12 protein-coding genes and 1 pseudogene are annotated in these 13554 nt (G+C 67.0%); 7 read left to right on the top strand and 6 right to left on the bottom strand.

Features of this window, described 5'->3' with window-relative positions; genetic code table 11:
• Nucleotides 1-11 precede the first annotated feature (11 nt).
• Nucleotides 12-1622 carry a phospholipase D family protein gene (locus LDO29_RS06210; RefSeq protein WP_224078902.1) on the bottom strand — a complete coding sequence of 537 codons (1611 nt, stop codon included), beginning with the start codon at nucleotides 1620-1622 and terminating at the stop codon, nucleotides 12-14.
• A 117-nt stretch (nucleotides 1623-1739) separates the two neighbouring features.
• Here LDO29_RS06210 and LDO29_RS06205 point away from each other — a divergent pair, with 117 nt between their 5' ends.
• On the top strand, nucleotides 1740-1946 hold the full coding sequence (locus LDO29_RS06205) for a DUF6494 family protein (protein ID WP_224078901.1): 207 nt from the start codon (nucleotides 1740-1742) through the stop codon (nucleotides 1944-1946).
• 9 nt (nucleotides 1947-1955) lie between these two features.
• Here the strand turns inward: LDO29_RS06205 and LDO29_RS06200 are convergent, their stop codons facing one another.
• The 5 genes and pseudogenes from LDO29_RS06200 to LDO29_RS06180 all read right to left on the bottom strand — a co-directional run.
• Entirely contained in the window at nucleotides 1956-3065 is a 1110-nt protein-coding gene (locus LDO29_RS06200; RefSeq protein WP_224078900.1) for a dihydrolipoamide acetyltransferase family protein, read from the bottom strand.
• Nucleotides 3066-3083: 18 nt separating this feature from the next.
• The gene (locus LDO29_RS06195) at nucleotides 3084-4061 is read right to left on the bottom strand and encodes an alpha-ketoacid dehydrogenase subunit beta (RefSeq protein ID WP_224078899.1); all 978 of its coding nucleotides are present in this window, start codon (nucleotides 4059-4061) and stop codon (nucleotides 3084-3086) included.
• 12 nt (nucleotides 4062-4073) lie between these two features.
• The gene (gene pdhA, locus LDO29_RS06190) at nucleotides 4074-5174 is read right to left on the bottom strand and encodes a pyruvate dehydrogenase (acetyl-transferring) E1 component subunit alpha (RefSeq protein ID WP_224078898.1); all 1101 of its coding nucleotides are present in this window, start codon (nucleotides 5172-5174) and stop codon (nucleotides 4074-4076) included.
• Nucleotides 5175-5445: 271 nt separating this feature from the next.
• The gene (locus LDO29_RS06185) at nucleotides 5446-6258 is read right to left on the bottom strand and encodes a MetQ/NlpA family ABC transporter substrate-binding protein (RefSeq protein WP_224078897.1); all 813 of its coding nucleotides are present in this window, start codon (nucleotides 6256-6258) and stop codon (nucleotides 5446-5448) included.
• 1089 nt (nucleotides 6259-7347) lie between these two features.
• A pseudogene (locus LDO29_RS06180) lies at nucleotides 7348-7620 on the bottom strand (PLP-dependent transferase); the annotation flags it as partial.
• A 219-nt stretch (nucleotides 7621-7839) separates the two neighbouring features.
• Between LDO29_RS06180 and LDO29_RS06175 the strand changes: the two are divergent.
• From LDO29_RS06175 to LDO29_RS06150, 6 genes are all read left to right on the top strand, one after another.
• Nucleotides 7840-8727, top strand: coding sequence for a ketopantoate reductase family protein (locus tag LDO29_RS06175; RefSeq protein ID WP_224078896.1), 888 nt, complete (start codon nucleotides 7840-7842; stop codon nucleotides 8725-8727).
• A gap of 203 nt (nucleotides 8728-8930) precedes the next feature.
• Nucleotides 8931-9851 (top strand): TauD/TfdA dioxygenase family protein, encoded by a 921-nt coding sequence (locus tag LDO29_RS06170; protein WP_224078895.1) that lies wholly within the window; start codon nucleotides 8931-8933, stop codon nucleotides 9849-9851.
• Between the two features lie 59 nt (nucleotides 9852-9910).
• Nucleotides 9911-10945 carry an ABC transporter substrate-binding protein gene (locus tag LDO29_RS06165; protein ID WP_224078894.1) on the top strand — a complete coding sequence of 345 codons (1035 nt, stop codon included), beginning with the start codon at nucleotides 9911-9913 and terminating at the stop codon, nucleotides 10943-10945.
• A gap of 1 nt (nucleotide 10946) precedes the next feature.
• On the top strand, nucleotides 10947-11807 hold the full coding sequence (locus LDO29_RS06160) for an ABC transporter ATP-binding protein (RefSeq protein ID WP_224078893.1): 861 nt from the start codon (nucleotides 10947-10949) through the stop codon (nucleotides 11805-11807).
• 10 nt (nucleotides 11808-11817) lie between these two features.
• Nucleotides 11818-12711, top strand: coding sequence for an ABC transporter permease (locus LDO29_RS06155; RefSeq protein ID WP_224078892.1), 894 nt, complete (start codon nucleotides 11818-11820; stop codon nucleotides 12709-12711).
• A gap of 70 nt (nucleotides 12712-12781) precedes the next feature.
• The gene (locus LDO29_RS06150) at nucleotides 12782-13549 is read left to right on the top strand and encodes a class I SAM-dependent methyltransferase (protein WP_224078891.1); all 768 of its coding nucleotides are present in this window, start codon (nucleotides 12782-12784) and stop codon (nucleotides 13547-13549) included.
• Nucleotides 13550-13554 lie beyond the last annotated feature (5 nt).

Below are 13554 nucleotides of genomic sequence, written 5' to 3'. Positions count from 1 at the left end.
GGCCCCGCGGTCTACAGTTCTTCCTCGATCGGCAGCATCCGCAGCAGGCCCTGCCCAAGATGCTGCAGGGCGCCCATGCCCGGTTCGCTGTCATAGGTGCGCAGCAGGCCGTTCTCGCGTGTCAGCCATTCCAGGTGCGAGGCGTTGCCGTCGGTGCCGGGGGCCAGCACGACCTTGTAGGCGACGTCCAGCAGCGCCTGGTCCAGGTCCTTGCCGAGCGCCGCGCACAGCGGCGCGCTGTCGACGACCACGCCCATCTCCGTATTGAGCCGGGCCGAGCGCGGGTCCAGGTTGAGCGAGCCGACGAACAGGAGGTGCCGGTCCACCATGTAGCTCTTGGCATGCAGGCTTGCGCGGCTCTTGCTGATCATGCTGCGGTGCGCGTGCTTGCCTTCTCGTGCCATCTCGGCATAGGCGGAAGGCTTGAGCTCGTACAGTTCGACGCCGGCTTCGAGCAGGTCCTTGCGCCATGGTGAATAGCCCGCGTGCACGGCGCTGACGTCCGTGGCGGCGAAGGAATTGGTCAGGATGCGCACCGTCACGCCGCGCTTTGTCATCTGCGCAAGCCACTCAACCGACTTGCGGTCCGGCACGAAGTACGGCGATACCAGCGCCAGTTCCTGCTGCGCGCTGCCGAGCAGCTTTGCCAGCTTCGGGATGGCATGGCTGGAATCGTCCTCGGGCGGCAGCGTGACCTTCGCCGCCTTGTCGGCGATGACCGTGGCATGGCCCCAATACGCGGGAAGCTTGCCGCCTTCCAGTGCCTGTGCCAGCCCGGATGCCAGCAAGGTCTGCGAATACTCGCCGCCGCGGGCCTCGGCAACGTGCCGGTCGAGGTATTCGCGCACCGCCTGCAGCTGCGCTGCCGCGTCCTCGGGTGGTTTGGCCAGCGCGCTGACCGGATATGCGGCGGCGCCGTTCCAGTAGTCGTCGAATACAGCCGAAACTTCGGGTACCACGGGGCCGGCCAGCAGCAGGTCCAGGTCGGTGAAGTCGGAGCCCTTGTCGGCGGAGAAATACGCGTCGCCGATATTGCGGCCGCCGACGATGGTGAGCTGGTTGTCGGCCGTCATCGACTTGTTGTGCATGCGGCGGTTCAGCCGGCTGTAGTCGAAGGCCATCTCGGCCATGCGCAGGCTGCGCGCGGTGAACGGGTTGAACAGCCGCACCTCGATGTTCGGATGCTCGTCGAGTGCGGAGAGAATGCGGTCCTGGCCGGACATGTGCAGGTCATCAAGCAGCAGCCGCACGCGCACGCCGCGGTCGGCCGCGGCAATGATGTCGGCCAGCAGCGCCTTGCCCGTCAGGTCGCCGTCGTAGATGTAGTACTGCACGTCCAGCGTGCGCTGCGCGGCCCTGGCCAGCGCCAGCCGCGCGACCAGCGCGTCCGGGCCGCTGGCCAGCGGATAGAACGCTGACTGGCCCGGGTGCGCCGACAGCATCGGCGCCATGGTGCGGCCCAGCAGCGTGCCGGCCGTATCGGTGACCGTGTAGGAGGCGACGCGTCCGTCCTGCGGCGGCAGGCCGGCGCAGCCCGTCATCAACAGTGCGGCAGCCAGCAGGGACGCGAGGCGGTACAGCCAGCGGGACGTCGGGCTGGGGCGGTCATGGATCGCGGACATCGCTTCTCCTGGGCGGCGGCCAGCCTCCTGTGTAGCGCGTTTTGCACCCGCGCGCCAGTCCTTCGACTGCCTGCACTACTATCAAGACGTACCCGAACCGCCAGTCAGGAGACCGCCATGGATCAGGAAGCCTTCAACACGAGCATCCGCAAGTTCCTCAAGACCGTCGGTGTCAGTTCCCAGCGCGAGATCGAGCAGGCCGTGGCAGCCGCGCTGGCCAGCGGCGACCTGGCTGGCAATGAGATCCTGCCGGTGAAGATGACGCTGGAACTCGGCAGGCTGAAACTGAGCGCGACATTCGACGGCGAGATCCGCCTGGCCTGACGCCGCGGACTATTCCGGCAGCGCCAGGTCGGCGATCACCGCCGCGAGGAAGCGTGCTGCCTCGCCGCCGGTGACCACGCGGTGGTCGAAGGTCAGGCTCAGCGGCATCACGCGGTGCACCGCTGGCACGCCGCCGGCGGCCACCACTTCGTCGCGGATGTGGCCGGCGCCGAGGATCGCCACGGTTGGCGGCACCACGATGGGCGCGGCATAGCGGCCCGCGATCATGCCGAAGTTGGACAGCGTGATGGTGCTGCCGCGCATTTCCTCGGGCGCGATGGTGCGCGCGCGGATATCGGCGCGCATGCGGTCCAGACCCTTGCGCAGGTCGGCCGCATCGCGGTTGCCTACGTTGCGCAGCACCGGCACGAACAGGCCTTCGGGCAGGTCGGCGGCAATGCCGACGTCGATCTTCTGCATGACGTGGCGCTTGCCGGTCTGGCCCTCGTACCAGGCATTCAGGCCCGGCTCGGCGCGGCACCCGGCGACCAGCGCACGCACCAGGCGGATGGTCACGTCATGCGCGCCCTGCCAGGCATGGATATCCGCATCGTCCATCACGGTCGCGGCGGCCACCTCGCTCTGCGCGCGCGCCATGTTCTGCGCCATCGCGCGGCGCACGCCACGCAGCACCTCGCCCGGTCCGGTCTCGGCCAGCGTCGAGGCCACGCGCTCCACGTCCGCGGCCGTGACCACGCCATCCGGCCCGGACGGGTTTGCCATCGCCAGGTCCACGCCCAGGCGCCGTGCCAGCGCGCGCACCGCTGGGGTGGCCTTGATGCCGGCGCCGCCCGCGCCGGGTGCGAGCGGCGTGGCCGATTCCGCCACCACCTGCGAGCCGACCTTGACGGCACCGACCACGGTGCCCGCGTCGGCGTCGTCCCCCGCGCCCTCGAAGCCCGCGAGCGGCGCGCCCAGGTGGACGATGTCGCCCGCCTGGGCGAACAGCTTGCCAATCGTGCCGGCGTACGGCGATGGAATCTCCACGATCGCCTTGGCTGTCTCCACCGACAGCAGCGGCTGGTCGGTGGCTACGGTGTCCCCCACCTTGACGTGCCAGGTCACGATCTCGGCCTCCTGCAGGCCTTCGCCCAGGTCGGGCAGCTTGAACACTCTCATCGTTGCGTCCCCGGATTGTCAGGCCGCCAGCGCCTTGCGCACGGCATCGACGATGCGTGCCACGCTTGGCAGATACGTATGTTCGAGCCGCGAGAGCGGCACCACGGTGTCGAAGCCCGTCACGCGCTGCACCGGCGCGGCCAGCGAGTACAGGCCGGCATCGGCCAGCCCCGCCGCGATCTCCGCGCCGAAGCCCGCCGTGCGCGGCGCCTCATGCACGATCACGCAGCGGCTCGTGCGCGCCACCGATTCAAGGATGGTCTGCATGTCGAGCGGCTTGAGCGTGGCCACGTCGATCACGGCCGCGGACACGCCTTCCTCCGCGAGCTGGTCCGCCGCGGCCAGCGTTTCCTGCACCATCGCGCCCCAGCTCACCAGCGTGACATCGCTGCCGTCGCGCAGCGTGAAGCAGGCATCGAGCGGCAGCGCCGCGCCGTCATCGGCGACTTCCTGCCGGAACAGCCGGTACAGCCGTGTCGGCTCCAGGAAGATCACCGGGTCGGGATCGTTGATCGAAGCCAGCAGCAGGCCATAAGCGCGCGCCGGCGATGAGGGGATGACCACGCGGATGCCGGGCATGTGGGCGAACATCGCCTCGGGGCTTTCCGAATGATGCTCGGGCGCGTGGATGCCCGCGCCGAACGGCGAGCGCACCACCAGCGGGCAGGCCAAGCGGTTGCGCGTGCGGTGCCGCATCCGCCCGGCGTGGTTGATGATGTTGTCGATGGCCGGGTAGATGAAGCCCGTGAACTGGATCTCGGCCACCGGCTTCAGCCCCATCGCCGCCATGCCGATGGCGGCGCCGACGATGCCGGCTTCGGCCAGCGGAGTGTCCAGCACGCGCTGCGGGCCGAAGCGTGCCTGCAGGCCGGCCGTGGCGCGGAATACGCCGCCGTTCACGCCGATGTCCTCGCCCAGCAGCATGACGTCGGGGTCGTGTTCCAGCGCGTAGCCCAGCGCCTGGTTGACGGCCTCGACCAGAGTGATTTCAGCCATGGTGCGCTCGCCTCAGTTCGGGTTGGGCTGGCCATGCGGCGCCGCATAGCGCCGCGCCGTCGCCAGCTGTTCCTGCAACGCCGCCGGCATGGTGGCGAACAGACAGTCGAACATCGCGGCCGGGTCGGGCGGCGGCAGCGCCAGGTAGGCTTCCACGGCTTTGGCCACCTGCTGCGAGCATTCGCGCACCAGTGCCTCTTCGCGCCCCGCATCCCACGCGCCGAGTTTCACCAGGTGCTCGCGCAGCCTGAGCAGCGGCTCGGCCTGCCAGTGCGCCTTGACGGTAGCCTCGTCGCGGTAGCGCGAGGCATCGTCGGCCGTGGTGTGGTCGCCAAGCCGGTAGGTGACGGCCTCGATCAGCGCCGGCCCTTCGCCGGCCCGCGCGCGGTCGATGGCCTCGCCCACGCGGTGCCGCACCGCCACCACGTCGTTGCCGTCGATCTGCTCGCCCGGAATGCCCGCCGCGATCGCCTTCTGCGCGAGCGTATGCGCGGCTGTCTGGCGGCTGCGCGGCATGGAGATGGCCCACTGGTTGTTGTTCACGACGATCACCAGCGGCGCATGCCAGGCGCCGGCCATGTTCATGCCCTCGTAGAAGTCGCCTTTCGAGGTGCCGCCGTCGCCGAGCAGGCAGACTGCTACGCGCGCCTCGTTGCGCAACAGGAAGGCATAGGCCACGCCCGCGGCATGGCAGACCTGCGTGCCGATCGGCACGCAGTTGCCGAAGTCATGTGGCGCCGCCGCAAATCCGCTGCCGCGCTCGTCGCCGCCCCAGTACAGGAGGCTCTCGGTCATGGTGACGCCGCGCACAAACTGCGCGGCATGATCGCGGTAGGACGGCACCAGCACGTCCTCGGCGCGCATGGCGCTGGCCACGCCCACGCCGATTGCCTCTTGCCCGAGCGCCGACGCGAACGTGCCGATCTTGCCGGTACGCTGTAGCGCGATGGCCTTGAGGTCGAACTGTCGGGTCAGCACCATCGCGCGGTACAGCGGCAGCAGCGCGTCCGGGTCGGTGGCGAATGGAGGGGGAGGGGAAGAAGAAACCGGTGATGCGCCCGGCGGGTCCAGGTATCGTGTGTAGCCGATGTCAAAGCTCGCAACCGTGCCCATGTGGGAGGCCTCCGATGTGCGTGTCAGGGATCCCGTGCGTCCTTATGGGATCGTGGGATCGGGTCGGGTTGCTTTGAGTGTAGGGCATGGGCGCGCCGGCGGGGGATGGAAAGCGGCGCTTGTGTTACTCGGGGCGCAGAAGTGTGGAGGGGGCGGCCATGCCGTGGTGCAGCAAACGGACCGCATCGGCACGATGCCGAGCACCGGCCACAGAAAACAAGAAAGGCTCCCGACGGGAGCCTTTCGATTGGTGCGGTATCTGCCGTGGTGCTTACTTCTGGTAAGCCGGCGGCACGAAGCCTGCGAAGCGCTGTTGCGCCACTGCCTTGAACTCGGCGGACTGGTAGGCCTCGCGGATGTCCTTCACGAAGGGCTTGTTGAGGTCTGCCGTCTTCACGGCTACGAGGTTCATGTAGTAATCGGGGATCTTCTCCAGCGCCAGGGCCGAGGTCAGCTTCAGGCCGGCCGCCAGCGCGAAGTTGCCGTTGACGAAGGCATAGTCCACGTCATCGAGCGAGCGCGGCAGTTGTGCGGCTTCGAGCTGGATCAGCTTGAGCTTGTGGGGGTTGCTGTCGATGTCGCGCTCCGACGCGCGGATGCTGTCGGTGCCCGGCTTGAGCGTGACCCAGCCGATCTGCTGCAGGATGGTGATGGCGCGCGCCAGGTTGGTCGGATCGTTGGGCAGCGACACCGTGGCGCCGGGCTTCACTTCCGTCAGGGTCTTGTGCTTGTTGCTGTAGATGCCGATCGGCGCGGTGGGCACCTGGATGACTTCGGACAGCTGCAGCTTGCGGTCGGCCGAGAACTTCTTCAGGTAGGCCACGTGCTGGAACGCGTTGGCGTCGATCGCGCCATCGGCCAGCGCCAGGTTCGGCTGCACGTAGTCGCTGAACTCGACGATGGTGACCTTGTAGCCGCGCTTCTCCAGCACCGGCTTCACGCCGTAGCGGATCTGGTCTGCGTACGGGCCGGCCGTTGCGCCGAAGCGGATTTCCTTCTTGTCCGGATCGGCAGCGCCTGCTGCCTGCATCACGCCAATTGCCAGCACGGCTGCGAACAGCCGGATCCCCTTGCCGATCTTCATCAAAGCTCCCCGTGGTTTTCGGAATCGCGCAGCCTGGGGCTGCATGGTCGGGTCATTGTAGGGAGGGGCAGATAATGGGGGAACGAGTAATTTGTCATGCTCTTATGACGGGAGTGTATTTAGGGGGACATTGGTGATGATTGGGTTGTCGTGCTTGGCTGGTGCCGCTGTTTCGCCGGCGTAGCCGGCGACCTACTCTTTTGTCCGAGCGACAAAAGAGTAGGCAGAAAAGCGCGTCGCCTGGCGGCTGGCCATCAACGGTGCGCCTCTATGGTTCGAGCGGCTTTGGTCTCGCGATGCTTGGTTGCCCGTTCAAGCCTGCTACGCCATGTGAGTCAGAACCTCTGCCTGGCGTTAAGCGACTTTTGTACGATCCCCAAGTTGGACTCGGGTACAGCGTTCCAACAGCGTCATCGGTGGGACGCCTTCGGCTGCGCTGCGCGCGCATCCTAGTCTGGGTGCGATCTCATCAAGCTTGCTGGCGCTACGGGTCGGGATCTTCTTTACCCCGCGCATGGCACATGCGCCCAGCGCTTCGTCACTACGGCGCGGCTCGGGCCAGACCTTCGCGCCCCGACTACTGACTGCGCGCAGCGCAGCCGTAGGCGTCCCCGCGATATCGCTGTTAGTAGGGACCACTCCGTAATCCGGGTTCGTTCGTACGCCCTGTCCCATCCTATTGATGTTTCCAGAATTCATGACAACGCAAAATATTCGTCGTCCCCGCGCAGGCGGGGACCCAGTGACTTTTTGTCCCCCTTCGGGGGACTTGTAAGACGCTGGATTCCCGCCTTCGCGGGAATGACGGTGGTTGCTTTGATGTTGTCGTGAAATAGGGAAAGCTCAATAATCATCTACGCGGCAGGCAGTCTGGTTATGCCCCTGGACCGTCTTCACCTCGTCGAGCCGTTCGTCAACCACGAAAACGCGTTTTTGCCTACTTTTGCCGCTCGGGTAAAAGTAGGTCGCCGGCTACGCCGGCGAAACAGCCACGCATGCCAAGCACGACGTGCCAATCATTGCCAGACTCGCCAGAACACCCCCCACAAACAGGCAATAAACCTTCTCGCAGGGGGGGGCGCCCATCACTCAGGCCGCGGCCAGCGCGCGATCGAGGTCTTCGATCAAATCATCAATATGCTCGATGCCGATCGACAGCCGCACCATGTCTTCACTCACACCAGCGGCCTTGAGCTCGTCTGCATTGAGCTGGCGGTGCGTGGTGGAAGCCGGATGCGTGGCCAGCGACTTGGCTTCGCCGATATTGACCAGGCGCGTAAACAGCTGCAGCGCGTCGAGGAAGCGCGCGCCGCCTTCACGGCCGCCGGCCTTCAGGCCGAACGACAGGATGCCGGGCCTGCGCATGGTAGCAGCGCATGGTGCCCGAGGCCATGCGCGGCAAAGAACCATATTGCATTTGCTTATGCGCGGCCATGTCCCGGCTGTCGGCAAGCGAAGCATCTGCGCCCGCTATGCCCGAGTCGTCCTGTCATAATCGCGATCATGCAAGGGATGGCGGGCAGCACGACGTGAAGCCGCCATCGCGGACCAATCCGGATTTACAGCGGGAGCGTGGCAAAAATGAAAGTCGCAGTCATGGGCGCCGGGGCAGTCGGTTGCTACTACGGCGGGATGCTGGCGCGGGCCGGCCATGAGGTGGTGCTGATCGCCCGTCCGCAACACGTGCAGGCCGTCGAAGCACGCGGCCTGAGGCTGGAGACGCAGTCGTTCGACGAGCAGGTCAGGGTGTTCGCGAGCACGGACGCCAGCGCGGTGCAGGGCGCGGACCTGGTGCTGTTTTGCGTGAAGTCCACCGACACGCAGAGCGCGGCACTGGCCATGAAACCCTCGCTTGCGAAAGGTGCGCTGGTGCTGTCGCTGCAGAACGGCGTGGAAAATGCCGAGACGCTGCGCGGCCTGCTGGAGCAGGAAGTGGCTGCCGCAGTGGTCTATGTGGCCACCGAAATGGCGGGTCCGGGGCACGTCAGGCACCACGGCCGCGGCGAGCTGGTGATCGAGCCGACCAGCCAGGGCGCGAGCCTCGCCAGTACGCTGGCGGCGGCCGGCGTGCCGGTCGAGACCTCAGACAATGTGCGCGGCGCGCTGTGGGCCAAGCTGATCCTGAATTGCGCCTACAACGCGCTGTCGGCCATCACGCAATTGCCTTATGGGCGGCTGGTGCGAGGCGAAGGCGTCGAGGCCGTGATGCGCGATGTGGTGTCGGAATGCCTGGCGGTTGCGAGCGCGGACGGCGTGAATGTGCCCGGCGATATCGCGCTGGCGGTACGCCGCATTGCGGAGACCATGCCCGGACAGACCTCGTCGACGGCGCAGGACCTGGCACGCGGCAAGCGCAGCGAGATCGATCATCTCAATGGCCTGATCGTGCGTCGCGGCGAGGCGCTCGGCATCGCCGTGCCGGCCAACCGGCTGTTGCACTCGCTGGTGCGGCTGATCGAAGACAAGTAGCAGACAGGCTGATTGCCATCTCGATGGCGCGGGCGGCAAATGTCCAGACATGGGTATGCGCTGCCCGCATAAGACGCAGCGATATCGTTCGTTGACCGCGTCAGGCGGCGTTCCCTACAGTGGATGGCTCGTACCCGCCGCGCGCTGTGCCCATTGGCATGTGTCGCGGTGCTGGCTTCCCCCAGCGCATCACCGAGCCTGTCATGACTGCCAACCTCCATCGCGGCCAGCCGAGCCGACAGCCGTACGTACCGCATCCGCATGCGGACGCAGATCGTATCGAGATCCGTCCGTTCGACGCACCGCTAGGTGCGGAAGTGAGCGGGCTGGACCTGTCTCAGCCGCTGTCCGCCCAAGACTTCGCGCGCATCCATCGCGCGCACCTCGACTACCACGTGCTGGTGTTCCGCGACCAGCGCATCACGCCGGACCAGCAGGTCGCATTCAGCTGCCGCTTCGGCCCGCTGCAGATCCACGTGCTGCACCAGTTCCAGCTGCCCGGCCATCCGGAGATCCTGGTGGTGTCGAACGTGGTGGAGAACGGCAAGCCGATCGGCCTGGGCGATGCCGGCCACTTCTGGCATTCGGACCTGTCGTACAAGGAGAAGCCGAGCCTTGGATCGCTGCTGCACGCGCGTGAACTGCCCGCCGAAGGCGGCGACACGCTGTTCGCCAACATGCACCTGGCCTGGGACACGCTGCCGACTGCCTTGCAGCGCGCCGTCGACGGCCTGCAGGCCGAGCACACCTACCTGGCCCGCTATGCCGAGCTGCAGTCGCGCAGCCCGTGGCGGCCCGACCTCACGCCCGAGCAGGTTGCACAGGTGAAGCCGGTATTGCAGCCCGTGGTGCGCACGCACCCGGAAACCGGACGCAAGGCGATCTTCGTCAGCGAGCACTTCACCACGCGCATCGCCGGCCTGCCCGATGACGAGAGCCGCGACCTGCTCGACCAGCTCTTTGCGCACAGTACGCGTCCCGAGCATGTGTACCGCCACCAGTGGCAGGAGAACGACCTGGTGTTCTGGGACAACCGCTCGCTGCTGCACCTGGCCGCGGGCTGTCCGCCCGAACTGCGCCGCGTGATGTACCGCACCACCATCGAGGGCGACGTGCCGCGCTGAGCGGCGGTCCCCGAAACGCCCATTCCCCTATTCCGCTCAGGATTCCAGGAGTCATCTTCATGTTTTCATCGCGATTCACCGCGCGTGCCCGTCGCTGGCCGCGCAAACTGGCGTTGCTGGCACTCAGTGCCGGCCTGGCGATTTCCGGCGCCGCGCGTGCCGAAGGCAAGCTGCGCATTGCCGAGCAGTTCGGCGTGGTCTATCTGCTGCTCAACGTGGCGCGCGACCAGCAGCTCATCGAAAAGCACGGCAAGCAGCAAGGCGTCGATATCAAGGTCGAATGGACGCAGTTGTCCGGCGGCGCGGCGGTCAATGACGCGCTGCTGTCCGGCGCCATCGACATCGCCGGCGCAGGCGTCGGCCCGCTGCTGACGCTGTGGGACCGCACGCTTGGCAAGCAGAATGTGCGTGGGGTCGCGTCGCTCGGCAACTTCCCCTACTACCTCGTCAGCAACAACCCGAAGGTGAAGACGATTGCGGACTTCACCGACAAGGACCGCATCGCGTTGCCGGCGGTGACTGTGTCGGTGCAGTCGCGCGTGCTGCAGCTTGCCGCGGCGAAGCAATGGGGCGACAAGGAATACAACCGCCTCGACAAGTGGACCGTGGCTGTGCCGCACCCCGATGCCACGGCTGCGATCCTCTCCGGCGGCACCGAGATCACCGGGCATTTCGGCAACCCGCCGTTCCAGGACCAGGAACTGGCCGGCAACCCGAATGCACGCATCGTGCTGAATTCGTATGACGTGCTTGGCGGCCCCAGCTCGGCCACAGTGCTGTACGCCACCGAGAAGTTCCGCAACGAGAACCCGAAGACCTACCGCGCCTTTGTCGATGCGCTCGCCGAGGCGGCGAAGTTCGCTACCGCGAATCCGGAAGCGGCGGCGGACCTGTACATCCGCGTGAACAAGGCGAAGATCGATCGCGCGCTGCTGGTCAAAGTGTTGAAGAACCCGCAGGTGCAGTTCAAGGTGACGCCGCAGAACACATTCGCGCTGGCCGAGTTCATGCACCGCGTGGGCGCCATCCGCAACCAGCCGAAATCCTGGCAGGACTATTTCTTCCAGGATCCGGCTACCGCGCAGGGCAGCTGATATGGCGACGCATAACCTGCGCGTGGTGTCTGACTACGGCGCGGCGCGCGGCCCGCTGTTGCAGGTGGACGGTGTGTCGCTGGAGTACCGCACAGCCGAGCGCATCGTGCGCGCGACGCACCGCGTGAGCTTTGACGTGCACGCGGCCGACCGCTTTGTCCTGCTCGGCCCCTCGGGCTGCGGCAAGTCCACGCTGCTCAAGGCCGTGGCGGGCTTCGTGCCGCCCTGCGAGGGCGAGATCCGGCTGGACGGCGAGCGCGTGCAGGCACCGGGGCCGGACCGCATCGTCGTGTTCCAGGAATTCGACCAGTTGCCGCCGTGGAAGACGGTGCGCCAGAACGTGATGTTCCCGCTGCGGCAATCGCGTGGCATGTCGCGTGCCGAGGCCGACGAATGCGCGATGCATTGCCTCGGCAAGGTCGGCCTGGCCGCCTTTGCCGATGCGTATCCGCACACGCTCTCGGGCGGCATGAAGCAGCGCGTGGCGATTGCGCGCGCGCTGGCCATGCGGCCCAAGGTGCTGCTGATGGACGAGCCGTTTGCGGCGCTCGATGCGCTGACGCGGCGGCGCATGCAGGAGGAACTGCTGGCGCTGTGGGACGAAGCCGCATTCACGCTGCTCTTCGTCACACACTCGATCGAAGAAGCGCTGGTGGTGGGCAGCCGCATCCTGCTGCTGTCGCCACACCCGGGGCGCGTGCGCGCCGAACTCAACAGCCACCAGTTCAGCCTGTCCAGCCAGGGCAGCGCGGAATTCCAGGCCGCGGCCCAGCGCATCCACCAGATGCTGTTCGACGAGCCGGCAGCCGATACCACCGTGGCGCAGGCACTGCCCGAGCGCCCGGCGGCGCGGCAATACTGAAGGAATCATCATGATTGTCTCGACTGTTGCCGCGCCGCGTGGCGGCCTGCCCGAGGTACGCCCCGAGTATGTGCGCGAGCCCGAACCCTTTACCGCCATGCCGATCGCGCGCGTGCTGCCGTGGCCGCAGCGCTTGTGGCAGCAGGGCTGGCTGCGCAAGGCGGTGATCGTGCTGGCGCTCGCCGTACTGTGGGAGGTGGTGGCGCGCGTGCAGGACAACGACCTGCTGCTGCCATCGTTCCTGGCCACGGCCCGGGCCTTCTTTGCCGACATGGCGAATGGCGAGTTGCCCGGCAAGGCGGTGGTATCGCTGTCGGTGCTGCTGCGCGGCTATGCGGGCGGTGTGGCGCTGGCGTTCGTGCTGACCACGCTGGCGGTGTCGAGCCGCGTCGGCCGCGACCTGCTCGATACGCTGACTGCGATGTTCAACCCGCTGCCGGCGATTGCACTGCTGCCGCTGGCGCTGCTGTGGTTCGGCCTGGGGACGAAGAGCCTGATCTTCGTGCTGATCCACTCGGTGCTGTGGCCGCTGGCGCTGAACACCTATGCGGGCTTTCGCAGCGTGCCGGAGACACTGCGCATGGCGGGGCGCAACTACGGGCTGCGCGGCGTGCGCTACGTGGTGCTGATCCTGGTGCCGGCGGCGCTGCCCGCCATCCTGTCGGGCCTGAAGATCGGCTGGGCCTTTGCCTGGCGCACGCTGATTGCGGCCGAGCTGGTGTTTGGCGCGTCGTCGGGGCAGGGCGGGCTGGGCTGGTTCATCTTCCAGAACCGCAACGAACTCTACACCGACCGCGTGTTCGCGGGCCTGGCCACGGTGATCCTGATCGGCCTGCTGGTGGAAGGGCTGGTGTTTACGACGCTGGAGCGGCTGACGGTGCGGCGTTGGGGCATGCAGCACTGAGTCCCTTGCCCGCCACCTCCGGCGGGAGTAGTGTACGGCTCCGATATCCACAGCGAGACCGGAGCCCGTCATGACAGAGATCCACCACGCCGCCGCCGAAGGCTTTGCCGCCCAGGCCGCTACCTATGCCCGCGGGCGCCCGGAATACCCGGAAGGCATTGGCGGCTGGCTGCGCGGGACGCTTGGCATCGGCCCGGGCAAGACGGCCGTCGACCTTGGCGCAGGCACGGGCAAGTTCACGCGCCGGCTGGCCGCGACAGGAGCCAGCGTCATTGCAGTGGAACCCGTCGACGAGATGCGCGCGCAATTGTCCATTGCGTTGCCCGCGGTGCAAGCCGTGGCCGGCACGGCCGAAGCGATTCCATTGCCCGATGCGAGCGTCGACGCCGTCGTCTGCGCACAGGCCTTCCACTGGTTTGCCAACGACCGCGCGATGGCGGAGATCCGCCGCGTGCTGCGTCCGGGCGGCACGCTGGGGCTGGTCTGGAACGTGCGAGATGAAAGCGTGCCCTGGGTCGCCCGGCTGACTGCCATCATGACGCCGTTCGAGGGCGATGCGCCGCGCTTCTACAAGGGTGACTGGAAGCGGGTATTCCCCGCGCAGGGGTTCAGCCCGCTCGCGCTGGAAAGCCTGCCCTACATGCACGAAGGCCCGCCGCAGCAGGTCATTGCCGATCGCGTGATGTCGGTCAGCTTCATTGCCTCGCTGCCGCCAGAACAGCAAGCCGACGTACGCGCGCAGTTGCAGGCCGTGATCGACCAGGATCCGGCGCTGGCCGGCCACGCTCGGGTGGCGTTTCCGTACCGGACCGAGGCCTACAGCTGCACGCGCCTGTAACAGTA

Source organism: Cupriavidus laharis (genome assembly GCF_914271435.1).
Taxonomy (GTDB): domain Bacteria; phylum Pseudomonadota; class Gammaproteobacteria; order Burkholderiales; family Burkholderiaceae; genus Cupriavidus; species Cupriavidus laharis.
This window is presented reverse-complemented; position numbering and strand designations above follow the sequence as displayed.